This is a genomic window from Planococcus chinensis (genome assembly GCF_042681545.1).
Classification (GTDB): Bacteria; Bacillota; Bacilli; order Bacillales_A; family Planococcaceae; genus Planococcus; species Planococcus chinensis.
In genome coordinates this window covers 343,249-362,404 of the sequence record NZ_JBHUFW010000005.1, presented here as the reverse complement: position 1 = coordinate 362,404, position 19,156 = coordinate 343,249, and the positions used below count along the sequence as shown (strand labels likewise).

General features: G+C 53.8%; 17 protein-coding genes. 11 read left to right on the top strand and 6 right to left on the bottom strand.

The features are described from left to right. The first annotated feature begins 22 nt into the window (after nt 1-22). Entirely contained in the window at nt 23-1,498 is a 1,476-nt protein-coding gene (locus tag ACFSDB_RS09350) for a protein adenylyltransferase SelO (RefSeq protein ID WP_204892032.1), read from the top strand. A 451-nt stretch (nt 1,499-1,949) separates the two neighbouring features. Here the strand turns inward: ACFSDB_RS09350 and ACFSDB_RS09345 are convergent, their stop codons facing one another. Next, on the bottom strand, nt 1,950-2,531 hold the full coding sequence (locus tag ACFSDB_RS09345; protein ID WP_204892031.1) for a biotin transporter BioY: 582 nt from the start codon (nt 2,529-2,531) through the stop codon (nt 1,950-1,952). A 166-nt stretch (nt 2,532-2,697) separates the two neighbouring features. On the opposite strand from ACFSDB_RS09345, the gene ACFSDB_RS09340 reads away from it, so the two are divergent. The 7 genes from ACFSDB_RS09340 (at nt 2,698) to ACFSDB_RS09310 (ending at nt 11,656) form a co-directional block, all read left to right on the top strand. Beyond that, nucleotides 2,698-4,296, top strand: a complete 1,599-nt coding sequence (locus tag ACFSDB_RS09340; RefSeq protein ID WP_377339943.1) for a glycoside hydrolase family 13 protein — start codon at nt 2,698-2,700, stop codon at nt 4,294-4,296. Nucleotides 4,297-4,622: 326 nt separating this feature from the next. Continuing rightward, nucleotides 4,623-5,498, top strand: coding sequence for an ROK family protein (locus ACFSDB_RS09335; RefSeq protein ID WP_204892029.1), 876 nt, complete (start codon nt 4,623-4,625; stop codon nt 5,496-5,498). Between the two features lie 374 nt (nt 5,499-5,872). Next, nucleotides 5,873-7,183 (top strand): ABC transporter substrate-binding protein, encoded by a 1,311-nt coding sequence (locus ACFSDB_RS09330; RefSeq protein ID WP_204892028.1) that lies wholly within the window; start codon nt 5,873-5,875, stop codon nt 7,181-7,183. A 114-nt stretch (nt 7,184-7,297) separates the two neighbouring features. Beyond that, a complete protein-coding gene (locus tag ACFSDB_RS09325; protein ID WP_204892027.1) occupies nt 7,298-8,158 on the top strand; it encodes a carbohydrate ABC transporter permease in 861 nt (286 codons plus the stop codon). Beyond that, complete coding sequence (locus tag ACFSDB_RS09320) at nt 8,158-8,973, top strand: carbohydrate ABC transporter permease (RefSeq protein ID WP_204892026.1); 816 nt, start codon at nt 8,158-8,160, stop codon at nt 8,971-8,973. Before ACFSDB_RS09325 ends, ACFSDB_RS09320 begins: the two co-directional genes overlap by 1 nt. A gap of 13 nt (nt 8,974-8,986) precedes the next feature. After that, the gene (locus ACFSDB_RS09315) at nt 8,987-10,006 is read left to right on the top strand and encodes a LacI family DNA-binding transcriptional regulator (protein ID WP_204892025.1); all 1,020 of its coding nucleotides are present in this window, start codon (nt 8,987-8,989) and stop codon (nt 10,004-10,006) included. Nucleotides 10,007-10,018: 12 nt separating this feature from the next. Next, nucleotides 10,019-11,656 (top strand): glycoside hydrolase family 13 protein, encoded by a 1,638-nt coding sequence (locus ACFSDB_RS09310; protein WP_204892024.1) that lies wholly within the window; start codon nt 10,019-10,021, stop codon nt 11,654-11,656. A 164-nt stretch (nt 11,657-11,820) separates the two neighbouring features. On the opposite strand, the gene ACFSDB_RS09305 is transcribed toward ACFSDB_RS09310, so the two are convergent. Beyond that, on the bottom strand, nt 11,821-12,363 hold the full coding sequence (locus tag ACFSDB_RS09305) for a hypothetical protein (RefSeq protein WP_204892023.1): 543 nt from the start codon (nt 12,361-12,363) through the stop codon (nt 11,821-11,823). 122 nt (nt 12,364-12,485) lie between these two features. On the opposite strand from ACFSDB_RS09305, the gene ACFSDB_RS09300 reads away from it, so the two are divergent. The 3 genes from ACFSDB_RS09300 to ACFSDB_RS09290 all read left to right on the top strand — a co-directional run bounded on the left by ACFSDB_RS09300 (nt 12,486) and on the right by ACFSDB_RS09290 (nt 15,752). Next, nucleotides 12,486-14,492: a penicillin-binding transpeptidase domain-containing protein gene (locus ACFSDB_RS09300; protein WP_204892022.1), complete on the top strand. Its 2,007-nt coding sequence runs from the start codon at nt 12,486-12,488 to the stop codon at nt 14,490-14,492. 60 nt (nt 14,493-14,552) lie between these two features. Next, complete coding sequence (locus tag ACFSDB_RS09295; RefSeq protein WP_204892021.1) at nt 14,553-14,870, top strand: hypothetical protein; 318 nt, start codon at nt 14,553-14,555, stop codon at nt 14,868-14,870. A 231-nt stretch (nt 14,871-15,101) separates the two neighbouring features. Further along, nucleotides 15,102-15,752 carry a DsbA family oxidoreductase gene (locus ACFSDB_RS09290; RefSeq protein WP_204892020.1) on the top strand — a complete coding sequence of 217 codons (651 nt, stop codon included), beginning with the start codon at nt 15,102-15,104 and terminating at the stop codon, nt 15,750-15,752. Nucleotides 15,753-16,507: 755 nt separating this feature from the next. Here the strand turns inward: ACFSDB_RS09290 and ACFSDB_RS09285 are convergent. The 4 genes from ACFSDB_RS09285 to ACFSDB_RS09270 form a co-directional block, all read right to left on the bottom strand. Beyond that, nucleotides 16,508-16,996 (bottom strand): hypothetical protein, encoded by a 489-nt coding sequence (locus tag ACFSDB_RS09285; RefSeq protein ID WP_204892019.1) that lies wholly within the window; start codon nt 16,994-16,996, stop codon nt 16,508-16,510. Nucleotides 16,997-17,017: 21 nt separating this feature from the next. Beyond that, nucleotides 17,018-17,281 (bottom strand): hypothetical protein, encoded by a 264-nt coding sequence (locus tag ACFSDB_RS09280; RefSeq protein WP_204892018.1) that lies wholly within the window; start codon nt 17,279-17,281, stop codon nt 17,018-17,020. A gap of 2 nt (nt 17,282-17,283) precedes the next feature. Then, on the bottom strand, nt 17,284-17,715 hold the full coding sequence (locus ACFSDB_RS09275; protein WP_204892017.1) for a WapI family immunity protein: 432 nt from the start codon (nt 17,713-17,715) through the stop codon (nt 17,284-17,286). A gap of 591 nt (nt 17,716-18,306) precedes the next feature. Further along, nucleotides 18,307-19,116 (bottom strand): CPBP family intramembrane glutamic endopeptidase, encoded by an 810-nt coding sequence (locus ACFSDB_RS09270; RefSeq protein ID WP_204892016.1) that lies wholly within the window; start codon nt 19,114-19,116, stop codon nt 18,307-18,309. Nucleotides 19,117-19,156 lie beyond the last annotated feature (40 nt).

The following is a 19,156-nucleotide window of genomic DNA, read 5'->3' as shown; positions in this document are numbered from 1 at the left end:
ACTGTAAAGGAAGGATGATCTTATGGCCAGCAACGAACAGAAAACCGCTTACGGCTGGAAGCTGGAAAGCAGCTACGCAGAGCTTCCGGACATCTTCTACACCAAATTGAACCCATGGCCTGTGCGTTCGCCGAAGCTCGTCATCTTCAACGACGGGCTTGCGGCGGAGCTCGGTTTGAATAGCGAAGAGCTGAAGACGGAAGAAGGGACGGCGATGCTCGCGGGCAACCGGGTTCCGGAAGGGGCAGAACCGCTTGCGCAAGCGTATGCCGGCCACCAGTTCGGCGGATTCACGATGCTCGGGGACGGGCGCGCCGTACTCCTGGGCGAGCAGATCACGCCAGGCGGCAGCCGCTTGGATATCCAATTGAAAGGTTCGGGCCGCACGCCGTATTCACGGGGAGGCGATGGCCGCGCGGCGCTTGGCCCTATGCTCCGCGAATTCATCATCAGCGAGGCGATGCACGCGCTCGGCATTCCGACGACCCGCAGCCTCGCGGTCGTAGCCACCGGCGAGGAAGTGGCGCGCGAAACCTATTTGCCGGGTGCAGTCCTGACGCGTGTGGCAGCGAGCCACCTGCGCTTTGGAACGTTCCAGTTCGCGGCCTATAAAGGCGGAACCGAAGAACGAAAAGCGCTCGCCGACTACGCCATCCGCCGCCATTACCCGGAACTTGAATCAGTGGACAATCCCTATATCGCACTGCTCGAAGCGGTGGCGCAGCGCCACGCGTCGCTTGTCGCGAAGTGGCAGCTCGTCGGCTTTGTCCACGGCGTCATGAACACCGACAACATGACGATTAGCGGCGAGACGATCGACTACGGCCCGTGCGCGTTCATCGACACGTACGACCCAGCGACCGTCTTCAGCTCGATCGACCAGCAAGGCCGCTACGCATTCGGCAACCAGCCGCAAATCGCCGGCTGGAACCTGGCGCGGTTCGCTGAAACCTTGCTGCCGCTGTTGGCAGATGAGCAGGACAAGGCGGTAAAAATCGCCCAAAGCGTCTTGAAGGAGTACATCGAATCGTATTACGCCAATTGGCTTGCCGGCATGCGTTCAAAACTCGGCCTCTTCAACGTCGAAGCGGAAGACGAAAGCCTGATCGGTGGCCTGCTTGAGCTGATGCACGAACACGGCGCCGATTTCACGAATATGTTCCGCGCACTGACGCTCGGCCGTCCGGAAGAGACCGCGCTTGCCGGCCGGAAAGCGTTCAACGAATGGCATGAAAAGTGGCAGGCGCGACTGGACCGCCAGGAAGAAGGCCGGGACGCCGCCGTCGAATTAATGAAAGCGAGCAACCCGAACGTCATTCCGCTCAACCATCGCGTGGAAGAAGCGCTCACAGCCGCGGTCGAGCACAACGATTTCACCGTCATGGAGCGGCTGCTCGCCGCCCTCTCCGCGCCGTACAGCTATAGTGCGGAACAAAATCCTTATACGCAGCCGCCTGCTGATCCGGACAACCCGTACGTCACATTTTGCGGCACCTGAATAATGAAAGCTCCCGGGAATCCGGGAGCTTTTTTTGGTTGGGGGGTGTCGCTTTCCGCGCAGCGGGAAGCATCCGATATGGGGTTTAGGTTTCGGGTTTTTGTGCCGGCTTTTGTTGAGCGCGCGTAACGGCCTCGCGAACGAGCATTACCGGCCACGAGCGCGTGTAAATTTCTCCAAGCGAGCGTAAAAGACGGATGCCAAAAGAAAGGGCGCTTTTCGCGGTGCGAAAAGCAAGAAACCAAAGGAGTGGGGATCCGTTTTCGGTGTCGAATTTTGTTGAACGCAAATAACTGGTGCGCGAACGCAAATAAAGTTCTCTGAGCGCAAATAAAACTTCGCGAACGCAAGTAAAATTCCACAAGCGCAAATAAAACTCCACGAACGCAAATAACTCCGAAACCGCCCCATAGAAAAACGGCTGGCCCCATTGGGACCAGCCGTTTTCATTTCACTTGAATCGCTGGATGATCGGCTTTAGCCGGAATCCGAAGAAGCCTGCCAGCACCGAAAGAATGATGTCTTTCGGCAGCGGCACCATCATCCATGCCCATGCCATCTTGTACGTGAAGCCTTCCGGAGCCGCAAACCATAATTTATAGGCCGCGTACATCCAGTTTGTGCCGATGACGTAGTTCACGACAAGCCCGGCGAGCGCCGCCAAAACAAAGCCGGTGCGGGTCGGGAATTTATTCGAAATCCAGCCGCTCGCCAAAGCGATGAAAACGAACGACACGATAAAGCCGAACGTCGGGCTGATCAGCGTGTCCATGCCGCCGGAAAAAGCGGCAAACACCGGAACTCCGGCAAGGCCGATCAATGCATAGACGATCATCGACAGGGCGCCCATGCGGCTGCCGAGCAAAAGTCCGGCAAGGATGGCGAAGAAGGTCTGAAGCGTAATCGGCACGCCGCCGATCACCAGGAAAGAAGAGATGTTCGCGCCGATTGCCATCAAAGCGGCAAACATCGCGATATGTACTAAGTTCAACGTCTTAGAATGATTGGCCGTGCGGGTAGTCGTTGTAGTCATGGTGTCCCTCCAAATGCTCAAGATAGCTTTAGTATAATCAACCTATAAATTTGAGTCAACTTAAATTTGATTTTAGTTAACACAAAATAATTCCATGAACTCTTTTGTAAAATCAGAATATTCCTGTATGATATTAGAATAATATTTGCAGAAACCGAAAAGAGGGATTGGCATGACCGAATGGTGGAAAAAATCGACGGTTTATCAAATTTATCCGCGGAGTTTCATGGACTCCGATGGGGACGGCATCGGGGATTTGCGCGGCATTATTGAAAAGCTCGATTACCTGCAGGAACTCGGCGTCGACATCCTCTGGCTGTCGCCAGTGTATGATTCGCCGAATGACGACAACGGCTACGATATCCGGGATTATTACCGGATTATGAAAGAATTTGGGACGATGGAGGACTTTGATGAGCTGCTGCAGGAAGTCCACGCGCGGGGCATGAAGCTCGTCATGGACCTTGTTGTTAACCATACGTCCGATGAGCACGAATGGTTCAAGACCCGTCCGGACTTCTATATCTGGCGCGACAAGCCGACCAATTGGCGCTCGTTCTTCAGCGGATCGACTTGGGAATTCAATAAGGAACGCGGCCAGTATTACTTGCATTTATTCTCCAAAAAGCAGCCGGATCTGAATTGGGACAATCCGGAACTGCGCGAGGCGGTCTATGAAATGATGCGCTGGTGGCTAGACAAAGGCGTCGACGGCTTCCGCATGGACGTTATCAACATGATTTCCAAGGTGGCCGACATGCACGATGCGCCTGGCAGCGACGGCAGCCATCAATTCATGAACGGGCCGAACGTGCACACTTATCTGCAGGAGATGAACCGGGAAGTCCTGTCGAAATACGACATCGTGACCGTCGGCGAAACACCGGGCACGACGCCGAAAGAAGCGCGCGATTACACGGCTGCCGAAAACCGGGAGCTGAACATGATCTTCACGTTCGAGCACATGGGCCTTGACCAGGCGTCCGGTGAGAAATGGGATTTGAAGCCGCTGCGCCTCACTGACCTGAAAGAGAATATGGAAAAATGGCAGCACGGCCTTCACGAAAAAGGGTGGAACAGCCTGTATTGGAACAACCACGATCAGCCGCGCATCGTTTCGCGTTTCGGCGAAGACACCGACTGGCGCATCGAGTCGGCGAAGATGCTCGCGACATGCCTGCATTTCATGCAAGGCACGCCGTATATCTACCAAGGCGAAGAGCTCGGCATGACCAACGTTCGCTTCGAATCGATCGAGGACTACAAAGACATCGAGACCTTGAACATGTACAAGGAAAAGCGGGCAGCCGGCGTGCCGCATGACGACATCATGACGGCGATCCACGCCAAAGGGCGCGACAACGCGCGCACGCCGATGCAATGGTCGGACGAGGCGAATGGCGGATTCACGACTGGGACGCCGTGGATCAAAGCCAACCCGAACTACCCGGAAATCAATGCCGAACAGCGGCACGACCCGGATTCGGTCTACCAGTACTACAAGGAGCTCATCGGCTTCCGAAAAGAGCTCGACATCATCACGCATGGCGATTTCGAATTGCTGCTGCGCGACGACAGCGATATCTTCGCTTACACGCGCACTTGGGAGAATGAAACCCTGACCGTCTTCTGCAATTTCACGGAGAACACGAAAGCGGTGCAGCGCCCGGAAGGCGAAGTGCTGATCTGCAATTACGCCGTGAACCTGAGCGAAGGCGATGTGTTGTTGCGACCGTACGAAGCGATTGTTTTTTACAAGAATTGAGCGAGTGCGGGGAGTGCTTTTGAGGGGTGCTGCAAGTAAAAGTGCAGATACTGCAAGTAAAGTACGGATACTGCAAGTAAAGTGGCGTTTTCCGCAAGTAAATGTCCAGTTTCCGCAAGTAAATCGCATATACTGCAAGTAAACAGCGCCGCCGCTCCTTCGAGGCGAATAAAACCCGAATCGCCGATAAATCTTGAAAATTGCCGATATCCGGCGCAACGGCGATTCCACATGCCGCGAAGCACCGTTTCCCGCGCGCGGCATCTAGACACGGAAATGAAATCATGTATGATAAAAGGAATTCGGCTGAAAATAGGAGGGGTTTCATGGAGAAGGTATTAGGCGTCGACATCGGCGGCACGAAGATCCGCATGGGGATCATTGCCGCAGACGGGACGATCCTGCACGAAGAACAAGTGCCGACGGTGATTCCGCTGTATCCGTATCTGGAGCAGCACGTCATCCGCATGCTCATTAAAGAGCCGGAAATTGCGTCAATCGGCATCGGGACGCACGGCTTTGTCGACCCGAAAGAAGGGAAGATCATCTACGCGGCGGAAACACTGCCAGGGTGGACCGGCACGCCGGTCAAGGAATGGCTGGAGCTCGCGACCGGCCGGCGCGTCGAAGTGGAGAACGATGCGAATGCGGCAGCGCTTGCCGAAGCGAAGTTCGGCGCAGCGAAAGGGTACGGCCGCGTCGTCGTCCTGACGCTCGGCACGGGACTCGGCGGCGGCATCATCTGGGACGGCAAGCTCCTGAGCGGCGGGCCGCACGGCGGCGCAGCGGAACTCGGACATATGATCCTTCACCCGAACGGCGTCCAATGCGCATGCGGCCGCCACGGCTGCAACGAAATGTACGTATCGGGGACGGCACTTCGCCGCCGCATCAAGGAAGCGGGGCTGCCATATTCACCGCCGGAACTGTTCGAAAAGGCGAAGACGGACTCGGCGGCGCGCGAAGTGGTGGAAGGATTCACCGCTGACCTCGCTGTCGTCATCAGCAGCCTCCAGGCGGCATTCGACATGGACATCGTTATCATCGGCGGCGGCGTGTCGGAAGCAGCAGATTTGTGGATGGACTCGCTCCAGCGCCAGCTCGAGCCGGTACTGCTGAATCCGCTGCAGATCGAAGTGGCCCAGTTTGAAAACGATGCTGGCATCCTCGGCGCCGCATTATTGGTTTTGGAAGGGGAATGAACGAGGGCAAAATTGCGGACGGTCCAATTCACCAAATGTACGACAATCACGAGACTGCCGTCACCGCCTCAAGCCGGAAGTCGAAGAAGGGACATTCATCGTTTTTGCCGTGCCGCCGTCTGCAATGCAGCCTGTTCTTTAAGAATGATCCGACATGAACATACTTTTCTTACACCACAACCTAGCGTTGTCCGATTCCCGATCCAGCAACTGAAAAATACTTAAAATAAATTAATAATTTTGTCTTGTGCAAACGTTTACATGGTGATATGATACAGGTAATTAACGACAGGAAGCGTGTCCGATTTCCGTTTCCGTTTTTTATTTCACATTTTGTGCAAACGATTGCACGAACCACAAAGGGGGATTTTGAAATGAAGGAATTGAAGTTCAAAAAAGGGTTAGTGGCTTCATTGATGCTGTCTGCAGCAGTTTTGGCTGGGTGCAGCGGCGGGGAAGAAGCGGCATCGGGAACGGAAAACGGCGGCGAAGAAGAAGTGACGGTTGATATCTTCCAGTTCAAAGTGGAATTCAAGGACCAGTTCGAAGACGTAGTTGAGCAGTACGAAAAAGAGAACCCGAACGTCAACATTGAAATCACGACGGTCGGCGGCGGCGAAGATTACGGCGCGGCGCTCCGTTCACGCTTTGCATCCGGCAACGAACCGGCGATCTTCAACATCGGCGGACCTCAGGACGTAGCGGATTGGAAAGACAACCTTTCGGACCTTTCGGACACAGAAGCTGCTGGTGCTGCGCTTGAAGGCACGCTTGACGGTGTAACCGTTGAATCTGAAGTGCTTGGCCTTCCGTACAACCAGGAAGGATACGGCTTCATCTACAACACGCGTTTATTCGAAGAAGCGGGAATCGATCCTGCGTCCATCACGGATTTCGCATCACTTGAAGAAGCGGTGAAAACATTGGATTCGAAAAAAGAGGAACTTGGGCTTGAGTCGGTATTCGCTTTCCCAGGGAAAGAAACTTGGGTGACAGGCCTTCACTTGTCGAACACATTCCTTGCGCCTGAATTCGACAACAACGTCTTGACGGCATTCGATGCGAAGACGGTAGAATTCAAATACGCAGACGGCTTCAAGAAAATCGTCGATCTGCAGAACGAATACTCGAAACAGCCGACTGTGAGCCTTGATTACTCGCAGCAGGTGGAAGAATTGTTCTCGCTTGAGCGCGTGGCAATCATCCAGCAAGGGAACTGGGCATACGGCTCGATCGCCGGCATTGACCAGGAACTTGCGGACAGCGGCGTCGGCCTTATGCCGATCCCTGTAGAAGGCATTGAAAATGCAGGCTTGCCGGTTGGCGTTCCGATGTACTGGGGCGTAAACAAGAAAGCTGACGAAAACGTCGTCAAAGAATCGAAAGAATTCTTGGACTGGCTCTACACATCTGATGCAGGGAAAACTGCTGTATTGGAAGACTTCAAATTCATCCCGGCTTACGAAGGCTATGACACTTCGAAAATCTCTGATCCAATGTCGAAAGCCATCTATGATGCATCCGAGTCAGGCAACACAATCGGATGGGTGTTCATGGGCTATCCGACTGGATGGGGACAGGACGTTCTTGGAGCTAATATCCAGAAATACCTGAGCGAGGAAGCCAGCTGGGAAGAAGTTATCGACACAGCTAAGAAAGCTTGGGAAACAGACCGGGCTAAATAAGACGGAATTGCGTCAATTTTCATAAAAATAGCCTGAAAACAAAGTAGCCGCCGTGCTACTTTGTTTTGTTACCAGGCCTTTCACGGTATAATTTAAGAAAGGAAAGATGCCCGTATGCGCACAAAAGATCTCTCTTATTGGTTGTTTCTTGCCCCGGTTTTATTGGCCCTTACACTAGTGGTCATTGTCCCGATGCTGCTTGGCGTCTATTATTCTTTCACTTCCTGGAACGGCATCACCACCGGCGAATTCGTCGGCTTCCAGAACTACATCGACTTGTTGAAAGACGAGCGCTTCCTTGATTCGCTCTGGTTCACGACGAAGTTCTCGGTCGTGTCGGTCATCCTGATCAACTTCATCGGGCTGTCGCTCGCGCTGCTGGTCACTGGCCGCGTGAAATCGACCAAATTATTGCGGACGACGTTCTTCATGCCGAACTTGATCGGGGGCTTGATCCTCGGCTTTATCTGGCAGTTCATCTTCATCAAAGTATTTGCCAGCGTCGGCGAAATCCTAGGAATGGAAAGCCTGCAGGGCTGGCTGTCGACAACCGAAACCGGCTTCTGGGGTTTGACGATCCTGATGAGCTGGCAAATGGCTGGATACATAATGGTCATCTACATCGCGTATTTGGAAGGGATGCCGAAAGAGCTTTTGGAAGCTTCCGAAATCGACGGAGCATCCACGTTCCAGCGCTTCCGTTATGTCGTTTTTCCGCTCGTGGCTCCAGCGTTCACGGTCAGCATGTTCCTGACGCTGTCGAACACGTTCAAGCTGTATGACCAAAACCTGTCGCTGACAGGCGGCGGCCCTTACAATTCGACCGAGATGGTCGCGATGGAAATCTTCAAGACCGCGTTCGTGCAGAACACCTTCGCGTACGCGCAGGCGAAAGCCGTGATTTTCTTCGTGATCGTCGCCATCATCGCCCTCGTGCAGGTTTATTTGAATAAACGCAGGGAGGTCGAAATGTAATGCGGAAAAAATGGAATATAAAACTGGAAGTCCTGGGCTTGCTCCTGGCCCTCCTGTGGCTTGCGCCGTTTTACCTGATGTTCGTCAACTCGTTCAAATCGAAAAAGGAAATCTTCATGGACACGGTCAGCCTGCCCGAAAAGTGGAGCTTTGAGAACTACATCACCGCTTTCGAGGAACTCGATTTCCTCCAGACGCTGTTCAACTCGCTGTTGATCACCGTCGTCAGCGTGGTGCTGATCATCATCTTTTCGGCCATGGCCGCTTACGCCTTGTCGCGTGCGAAAAGCAGGCTCAGCACAATCCTGTTCTTCACATTTGTCGCAGCGATGCTGATCCCGTTCCAATCGGTCATGATCCCGCTCGTCACGGTTTTCGGCAAGTTCGAAATGCTCAACCGCGGCGGTTTGATCTTCATGTACCTCGGATTCGGGGCGAGCCTGTCGATCTTCCTGTACCACGGAGCGCTCAACAACATCCCGAAATCACTTGACGAAGCGGCAACCATCGACGGCGCGAACCGCTGGCAAGTGTTTTGGTTCATCATCTTCCCGATCCTGAAGCCGATCACCGTCACCGTGGCGATCCTCAACATCATCTGGATCTGGAACGATTACCTGCTTCCATCGCTCGTCATCAACACGGCAGGAAGCGAAACGATTCCGCTGAAGATGTTCTTCTTCTTCGGGGAATACACGAAACAATGGCATTTGGCGCTTGCTGGGCTGACGCTCGCCATCATCCCGGTCATCATCTTCTATTTCATTGCCCAGCGCGAGATCATCAAAGGGGTATCCGACGGGGCAGTAAAATAAGGGAGGCGGACCAATGGCAGTTACAATCAAGGACGTTGCGAAACGTGCCGGAGTATCGCCGGCGACCGTGTCCCGCGTCATCGCCGACAATCCCCGGATCAGCAAGGGCACAAAAGAGAAAGTGCGGGAAGCGATGGAGTTCATGGGCTACTACCCGAACTTCCAGGCCCGCAACCTGGTAGCGCAGAAAAGCCAGACGCTCGGCATCGTCATGGAGAACTCGGCTGTTCTTGCGTTCCAGAACCCGTTCTTCCCGGAAGTGCTGCGCGGCATTTCCACCCGCGCCCACGGCAGCAAGTACGGATTGTACTTGTCGACCGGGGCGACGGCTGAAGAGATCTACGACGAAGTGGTCGCGATGGCGCAAGGCAAACGGGTCGACGGCATCGTCCTCCTGTACTCAAAAGTGGCCGATCCGGTCATGGAGTACCTGCGGGGTTCCGGCTTGCCGTTCGCGGTCGTCGGAAGGCCGTATAAAGATTCAGGAACCGTCACGTATGTCGACAACGACAACGTCTCGAACGCCAAAGAAGTGGTTGATTACCTGGTGGGCCTGGGGCACCGCCGCATCGCTTTTGTCGGAGGCGCGCGCGATTTCGTCGTGTCGATCGACCGGATGCAGGGCTATAAAGAAGCGCTGGCCGAACACGGCATTCCGTTCGAGCCGGCCTATACGGTCAACGAAGAAGCAATACAAGGGGCTGAGCGGGATTCGATCCGGAAGCTCATGGAACTCGACGTTCCGCCGACCGCCATCATCACGCATGATGATCTGGTGGCCTACGAAGTGATCAGCTACCTGGAAGAATTGGAGATCAAGGTGCCGGACGACGTATCGATCGTCGGATTTAACAACCACACCTTGTCCGGCCACCTGAAACCGCCGCTCAGCACAGTGGACATTTCCATTTACGATCTCGGGCTGCATGCTGCAGAACTTGTATTAGAGAAAATATTGGACGAAACGGTACCTGCGAAAAGAGTCGTGGTTCCTTCCCGGCTGATTGAACGGGGCTCCTGCCGGCGTCTGTGAGAGGGATCGATTATGAATAAAAAATGGTGGAAAGAAACAGTCGTTTATCAAGTTTATCCGCGAAGCTTCATGGATTCCGATGGCAACGGCCTCGGAGACATCAATGGCATCACCAGCAAACTGGACTACCTGAAAGACCTCGGCATCGACATCATCTGGGTCTGCCCGATGTACAAGTCGCCGAACGACGACAACGGCTACGACATCAGCGACTTCCGGGACATCCACGAAGATTTCGGGACGATGGAAGATTTCGAGACGCTGATGAAAGAAGTCCATGCACGCGGCATGAAGCTGATCATCGACCTGGTCCTGAACCACACCAGCGACGAGCATCCGTGGTTTGTCGAATCGCGGTCATCGAAAGACAACCCGAAGCGCGACTGGTACGTCTGGCGCGATGAGCCGCTGAACTGGGAAAGCATCTTCGGCGGTCCGGCATGGGAATACGATTCTCACACCAATCAGTACTACCTGCATTTATTCTCCAAAAAACAGCCGGACCTGAATTGGGAAAACGCGGAGATGCGCCAGGCGCTGTACGACATGATCAATTGGTGGATCGGCAAAGGCATCGACGGATTCCGCGTCGACGCCATCAGCCACATCAAGAAAGACTACACCGATGCGCCGAATCCGGACGGCCTGCCGTTCGCCCCGGCGTGGGACCATATGATGAACGTCGACGGCATCCAGCCCTTGCTTCAGGACCTGTACGACAATACGTTCGGCAAGCACGACATCGTCACAGTGGGGGAAGCGAATGGCGTCACGGCGGACGAAGTCCACGACTGGGTCAGCGAAGAAAACGGCAAGTTCAATATGATTTTCCAATTCGAGGACTTGGGGCTTTGGAGCGTTGAAAGGCGCAACGGCGTCAACGTGCCCGAACTGAAGAAAGTCCTCAGCAAATGGCAGGAAAAAGTGAACGGCGTCGGCTGGAATGCATTGTTCATCGAGAACCACGACAAACCGCGCGTGGTCTCGACGTGGGGGAACGATACGCTCTACTGGCGGGAGAGTGCGACAGCGCTCGCCTGCATGTACTTCTTCATGCAAGGCACGCCGTTCATCTACCAGGGCCAGGAAATCGGCATGACCAACGCGCCGTTCGAAGAACTGGACCATTTCGACGACGTGCACACGCATAATATGTACTTCCATAAAAAAGAGACCGGCATGGAGCACGAAGCAATCATGACTTTGCTCCGCGCCACCAGCCGCGACCACTCGCGGACACCGATGCAATGGAACGCAGAAGAGCACGCCGGCTTCTCGGCAGGGCGGCCATGGATCGGCCTCAACCCGAACTACGAATGGCTGAACGTCGAAGCCCAGCAAGACGATCCGCATTCGATCCTGGCGTTCTACAAGCAGATGATCTGGCTGCGGAAAAACATGGACGTCTTCGTCTACGGTGAATACAAGCTGCAGGACATGGGCCACGAATCGATCTTCGCCTATACCCGCGAAGACGAGGACGAAAAGGTCCTGATCGTCGCCAACCTCGGCCAGCACCCGTGCTTATGCGGGCCTGCCCCGGAAGGCGCGACCTTGCTGCTCGCGAACTACAAAGAGATCGATCCCGAGCAGATCTTCCCGTACGAAGCACGCGTTTATAAAGTTCCGAAAGATTCAATGAATGGCTAAACGGCTGCCCTATAGAGGGGCAGCCGTTTTTTTATGGAATGAATTCGGGTTCATCGACAGTCTTTGGAGTTTAATCGACAGTTCTGGCGATTTAATCGACACTCCTTGGAAATTAATCGACAGTTCTCAGGATTTAATCGACACTCCTCAAAACCCGGCGCGCCTTAAAAACCGCTCGGCCCGTCGAGCACATATTTCATATAGAACTTCTCAATATCGCTCTCAAGCTCCGCGAGTCCCTTTTTCTCGAACCGGTTCGACAGCAGGATTTTATTGAAAGCCAATAACGAGTCATAATGTGCCTTCAACTCTTCGACCTGCTCCTCGGCCACTTCGCCGCTTCTCGCCGGGATCATGGTTTCTTGGATCGCGAGCATCATATTGTAATCCCAGGTTCCTTGGAGTTCCATGAGGTAGGGGATGTCATCCCGGAAGTACCCACCGGTGAGCTTGCGGACGTCCGCCGGCTGCATGACCACTTGGGATTGGCCGTATGCAATGACCAAGTCGGCTGATAGCTGGCGGGCATCGCCGGCGCTGTCGTATTCATCAAGCGCGATGGCCAGCGCCTGTTCGAGCGACGCGTGTTCCAGGATATATGCTCTAAGCAGATCTTCTTTGATCTGATGGTTTTGCCAAACAAGGGCAGCAGCCAGCCCGATTGCAACGAAAGCCGCTATGCCGAAGGCGATTTTCCACTTTTTCAAGATGCCCACTCCTTTCCATCTATTTCCATTGTCTCATTCCGGGCCGGACAAAATCAACCGGGCTGAAGTTTTCTTTCTTCGAAAACTATTGGTAAAATAAAGGAAAGAACAGGGGGCATAACATGAAGAAGAGCTGGATTGCGATTGCGGCGGTCCTGGTGCTCGTTTTGCTTGCAGGATGCCAGCAGCAGGCGACGCCGGAAGACCGGATCAAAGAATACATAAGCCACTGGAACAAAGGCGAATTCGCTGAAATGTACGAGAATTACTTGAACGACGGCACAAAAGGGGCATACGACAAAGCCCAATTTGTCGACCGCCAGAAGAAGATCCAGGAAGACCTGAATATCGAGAACTTGGAAGTGACGTATACGGAACCGCCGGAAGACGCGGAATGGAATGAAGAAGAACCGGCGGACTTCCCGGTCCAGGTGAAGATGGATACGGTCGCGGGGCCGGTCGAGTTCGAACAGAACATGACGCTGCTCCATGAAACGCACGGCGAAGAAGAGAACTGGTTTGTCGAATGGAACCCGTCGTTCATTTTCCCGCAGCTGGAAGCGGAAGACAAAATACAGATTGATCGCATCCAGGCGGCGCGCGGCGAAATCCTCGACCGCAACGGGCTGGCGCTCGCCATCAACGGTGGCGGCTTCAATGTCGGCATCGTGCCGGAGAAGTTCACCGATGAATCGAAAAAAGCGGAGCTTGCGAAGCTGCTTGGCATCACGGTCGAGTCGATCGACCAGAAGCTTGGCCAAAGCTGGGTGAAACCGGAGCTGTTCGTGCCGATTGCGAAACTCGCGCGAACCGATACGGAAACGATCGACGCCGCCATCAAGATTCCGGGCGTCGCGGCACAAAATACGCCGATGCGCGAGTATCCGTACGGGGCGGCCTTGTCACACGTCACCGGCTATATCGGAAGCATCACCGCGGAACAGCTCGAGGAACGGAAAGACCAAGGCTATACAGCGAACGACCAGATCGGGCGCGGCGGCATGGAAGGGGTGCTCGAGGAGCGCCTGCGCGGGACCGACGGCCTGAAAATCTGGATCGACAAGCCGGCTGAAGGCATCGAACCGATCACCGTAGCCGAAAAGCCGGTGGAAAATGGCGAAACGGTCCAACTGACGATCGACGCCGAATTGCAGAAAAAAACCTATGACGCCATGAAAGGCGAACCCGGAACAAGCGCTGCCCTCAACCCGAAAACCGGCGAGACGCTGGCACTCGTGTCTTCGCCCGGCTTCGATCCGAACGAATTCATGCTTGGCATCAGCGGCACACGCTACAAGGAACTGGAAGAAGATCCAAAAAATCCGCTGTTCAACCGCTTCCGGGCGGCCTATGCACCGGGCTCTACCTTAAAGCCGGTGACCGCAGCGATCGGCATGGAAGCGGGCACGCTGAAGCCGGCCGAAGGCATCACGATCAACGGCAAGACCTGGCAGAAAGACGCTTCGTGGGGCGACTACAAAGTATCGCGCCTCCATCCCGAAGCACCGAACCCGGTCGACCTCAACATCGCGCTCGTCTATTCGGACAACATTTATTTCGCCCAGCAAGCACTGAATATGGGCAATGAAACCTTCGTCGCGGGCTTGAAGGAATTCGGCTTCGGCGAAGAGATCGAATTCCCGCTTGGCCTGAAAGCGTCGCAGATTTCAAATGAAGGCACGATCGGTTCAGCCGGCCAATTGGCGGATACCTCGTTCGGCCAAGGCCAGATGCTGACGAACATCGTCCATCTTGCATCGATGTACGAACCGTTCCTGACTGACGGCGTCATGTACAAACCGACGCTGCTGCTCGACGAAGAAGACAGCCAGGTTTGGAAAGAAGGCCTCGTCAGTGCTGAAACAGCGGCGACGCTCCGCACAGCGATGCGCAACGTCGTCGTCGACGGCTACGCACAGTCTGCGAACATTGCAGAAGCCGACCTTGCCGGCAAGACCGGTACCGCTGAACTAAAAGCCGCCGGCGAAGACCGCGGCAAAGAAAACGGCTTCTTCGTCACTTACGACGCATCGAATCCGGAGGTCCTAATGGCCATGATGATCGAGAACGTCGAAGACAATGGCGGCAGTGATTACGTCGCCGGCATGGCTGCACAGGCATTCAAATAAAGGAGGGAAAAGGGAAGCATCTGCTGGAGGTGTTTTCCCTTTTTCGCTAAGGAGGACATTATGGATATTTTGCTGATGCTCATGATCGTCGTGGCCGTTTCCTTGATTGCCAACGCAATCTTATCATCGATGGCCAAAGGGAAAGAAAAGAAGGACCAAGGCTTCGCGTTCGGCTATCACCGCTTGACCCACCGGAGAAGATTGATCCGCACGCTTTGGCTGCTGCCGGTGACGGTAGTTCTGCTCCTGTGGATCCATCAGAGTGGTGTATTAGCGCCCCTTGAATTCACTGCCATGGCGGTTTTTTTCGCAATCGTCTTTATCGCGCAAGCTTCTTATGAATATATGAGATGGAAAAAGCATGAGAAAGCAGCATGAATACTCCTTCCATCAAAAACTAATTGGTATAGAAGGAAAAAGCACAGCCGAAGGTGGCTGAGCTTTTTTCGGGGGCTATTGCAAAACGATCATTTTTTCCATGCATAAAAAGCAATCATCCGGGTAAAAGGGGAAAGGGTTGATTGGCGAAGCCAGTTTGTTGCGATGAGAAAGTCTATATCGTATCCTGAAGGCTCGCATTTCATCAACGAGGAAAGGAAGATACGAAACATGACGATAAAAGTGAAAGTCTACTCGGATTACGTATGTCCGTTTTGTTTTTTAGCAGAAAAACCGTTAGAGGAAGCAGTCCAAGGAAGAGACGTCGATATTGAGTGGATGCCTTTTGAACTGCGCCCATATCCGAATGCGACGCTGCGGCCAGAAGAAGATTACCTCCAGACGACCTGGGCGCAATCTGTTTACCCGATGGCTGAAAAGATGGGAGTCGAGATTGTGCTGCCCGGCGTTTCGCCGCAGCCGCATACCCATCTAGCCTTTGAAGGCTATCAATACGCGAAAGAAAAAGGGAAAGGCACAGCGTATCATGAACGGATGATGAGAGCCTTTTTCCAAGAAGAACAAGATATCGGGAACATCGATGTCCTGACAAAATTGGCAGGAGAGATCGGCTTGGATGAAAATGGATACCGGGAAGCCATCGAATCCGGTAAGTATGAAGAAGCGCATCAAAAAGCGTTGGCACACGCTTACGAGGAAGCAAACATCACAGCCGTCCCGACGTTTATCATCGGCGACACGGTGCTCGCCGGCCTTTATTCAAAAGAAGCGATCGAGCAAGTCATCGACGAAGAGCTGAAAAAGCAAAAGCCAATCGTTTTGTCCGAAGGCATGTCTTGCGGGCCGGATGGTATCTGTTAACGGAACGAATTTTTTATCACCCAAATGAGGATGAAAGACGCCGATCGGAATAAACCCGGTCGGCTTTTGTATAGAAAGTGCAGATGGAGAAGGTTTGTAGCCCTAAGTGCTTTTCGCTAGGCGAAAAGCGTGCCTTACGGTTTTTGGAGGGCGGCGCATGCGCCGGCCTTTTCCATTCATTTCTTTAACATCGATAGAAAACCGCGAAACGTAGATAGAGAAGCGAGAAACACCGATAGAAATTCGGGAAACGTAGATAGAATCTTGAGAAACGTAGATAAGAAGCTGTATGAACGCTGGTAGAGCGCCTTGGAGAAATTGTAGAAAGTACATGTTTGTAGCTCTTAGTGATTTTCACCCCGGCGAAAAGCATCTTTTATGGTTTAAGGGGGGCGGCGCGCATGCGGCGGCCTTTTCCATATCGTCCTTAAACGATGAAAGAAAGCTGCGAAATGATGAAAGAAACACGGGGAACGATGAAAGAAGCGCCGCTAAAGATGATAAAGCGTCTTCAAAGCGATGAAAGGGGACACTGCTACCGCCGATAGAAAAAGGAAATCGTCCGGAATCTTTTCCGCGGGAGCATGCAAGGCGGCCAGAATCGTATTTTTCGGATTGCTGTGCGTATTTCTTCAATCGCCGAGCGTATTTTAACTTTTGCTGTGCGTATTTCTTCAATCGCCGAGCGTATTTTAACTTTTGCTGAGCGTATTCCCACCCGCGACACAAAAAAACACCCGCCGCGGCGGGTGCATTTATTCATATGCGCCTCTTGCTTCCGGCAGCGCCTGGTAAGCTTCCTTCGAGGTCACCATGTCATGGATCTCGAGTTCAAGCGCCCGCAGCTTCCGGACATCCCGCGGTTCAAAGCCGCAATCATTTCCGTATGCGAACTCGGCCGTTTCGCCATTTGCAACAATTTGCCAAGTGGAAAGGGTGGAAGGGCTCGCCTGGCAGCGCGGCTTCTCCACCAGGTCGAGGTCGCCGATCACGTTGATCTCCGCCAATTGCCGGTAGACCGTCTCCATCTCTTCCTCGCTCAAGACCACATTCGCCTCAGCCGAGCCGTCTTCGACGAGGTCTTTAACCGCCACATCACGGAACGTATCCATCCCTTTGTTGCCGTGCACGCCGTAACTCAAGCGGAAATCGAAGTCCGCCGGCATTTCTTCCGGCATCGGATCCGCACAGCCCGCCAGTACTAAAACCAATATCGCCAATCCCGTGATCCGTAACCGTTTCATCCAGCGCCTCCATATCTTAAACTACGTTAACACCCCGATAAGCAAAAAGAAAAAAGCGAAGACGCCAATCGATAGCCAGACACTCGATTGCGCGTCCATCCGCTTGTCCAAAAATGCATACCGCCCCTCGAGCTTGCGGCTGATGAAGCTGGACGAAAACCAGATCCCGGCGTATGCAACAAAAGCGACTTCGCGGTTGTCCCCAACCAGCGGATCGAGCACGAGAAAATAAAAACTGAAAAAGCACATGGCAAGGATCAACCCCACAAGTGTAGACTTTCGCATCGCTAAGCCTTCCCAATCACCGGGAACGCCTCCAGCACCCGGTCGAGTTCATCGATCAAGATCCGCAAATACGATTGGTCCGATTCGAACTCGCTCGTGAGCTGGGTACCGATGCCGGCCGGGTAGCAGGTTTCGATGGTCCAGGCGATCTTGCCGAGCCGGTCCATCGTGCCTTCGAGGTAGATATAGCTGTCCAGGTTTTTCAGGATGGCGGTGCCGCCGAGGTTCTCGTTCATCGTCCGCAGCTCCTCGACAAAGTCCCGCAATTCCTCGGTCCGCAGATCGGCTTCAAAATGCACCATATAGCCTGGAATCTCCAGGTGGATGACGGACGCCACCCAGTTCGCGTCCCAATAATCCCGGCTGTCCGGGTAATTGCGCTGCCGCACATCGATTTCTAGTTTGGTCCGGTTGCCTAATACATGGAATTTCATTTTCTTCACCCCGGTAAGTATTTCCATAAGCTTATCAATAAACCCTGCTACTTTATATAGAAGAAATCAAAAAAGCCCGCATTTATACGGGTTGAGCTTGTAGACAAAAGAATAATTTTTCAATTCGATGATTAAAACTAATAGAGGCTTTGTTGGATCCTCCACTTCAGGCGGACGCTTTCCGCGGGCTCGCGCCGAACTAACTCGGACTGGCGTCCGAGCGGATTTCGGCACTTCGCTATCCCGCAGGAGTCGCCGCCTTTCGTTCCGAATCCTGAAGCCAGCGGCTTGCTCTCTATAGATTAAAGCAGAATCAGCGACCTTATCTTATCTATTAGATACAGGAGTCTCCCGACCGGGTTGGCCACGAGACTCCTGTGGGAGCAGCGAAGCGACTCGAGCTGAAGACCCTGGACTGAGCGTAGCGAATGTTTTTTCAATTTGCGACGAGTAATCGCAGGAGCAAGGGAAGCGTCTGAAGCCGAGCCCACGGAAAGCGAAGTGGCCAGCCCGGTCGGGCTTATGCATTTCAATTCACTATAAATAGACTTTGTCTACAGTCTGAGCCCGCATTTATGCGGGCTTCGGGTTTTATTCGGATACGGCCGCGGTACGGCGCACCCCTTTTGCCAGGCGGAAGATGATCCAGGCGGTCAAAACGGTGCTGATGGCAAGCAGGATGGCGTTCGGAACGGCGTTGGCGTAGATGTCGGCGGTCTCAAGCACCCCGACCGATTCGGGCCACTTCGGCGCGACGAACGTCATGAGCATCGCGAAGCTGTTGTTGAAGATGTGGAGCAAAATCGGCACGAGCAGATTCCTGGTCTTCAAATACAGGAGCGACGTGATGACGCCGAACGCGAACGCCCCGATGATGTCGGCATGGAGCACGCCGAAGAGGAGGCTCGAGATGATGATGCCGCCCCACATCGACGTCTTCAACGCCATCCGCTTCAAGAGCACGCCGCGGAAAATGAATTCTTCGGCAATCGGCCCGATGACTGAAATCATGATCACCGTCAACACCAAGTAGAGCCCATTTTCCGGCATCGGAATCGGTTCAAGCATAAAGCCGACGAGGCTCGGCGACAGCGGCATCAGTGCATACAGCTGGAGCCAGAAGACGCTGAGCGAAAAGGCGATCGACACGGCCATGATGCCGGCGAGCGACCCGAGCCAGCGCTTGACGCCAGCGGTCTGGATCACCGCAGAAAGCGGGACGCCTTGCTTCCGGAAGTGGTACATGAAAAAGCCGAGCGGCACAATGAGATACATCACTTTCATGATCAGCACATCCACCGCTTCGGCCCCCAGACCGACGATGGCGCTCCCGACGCCGGCCACAAATAGCGCAAGCAGCATAAAGCCGGCGAGATGGCGGAATTTCATTTCTTCAAACATTCCCATACCCCTTTCTCTATATCGTTAATACGCACGGGAA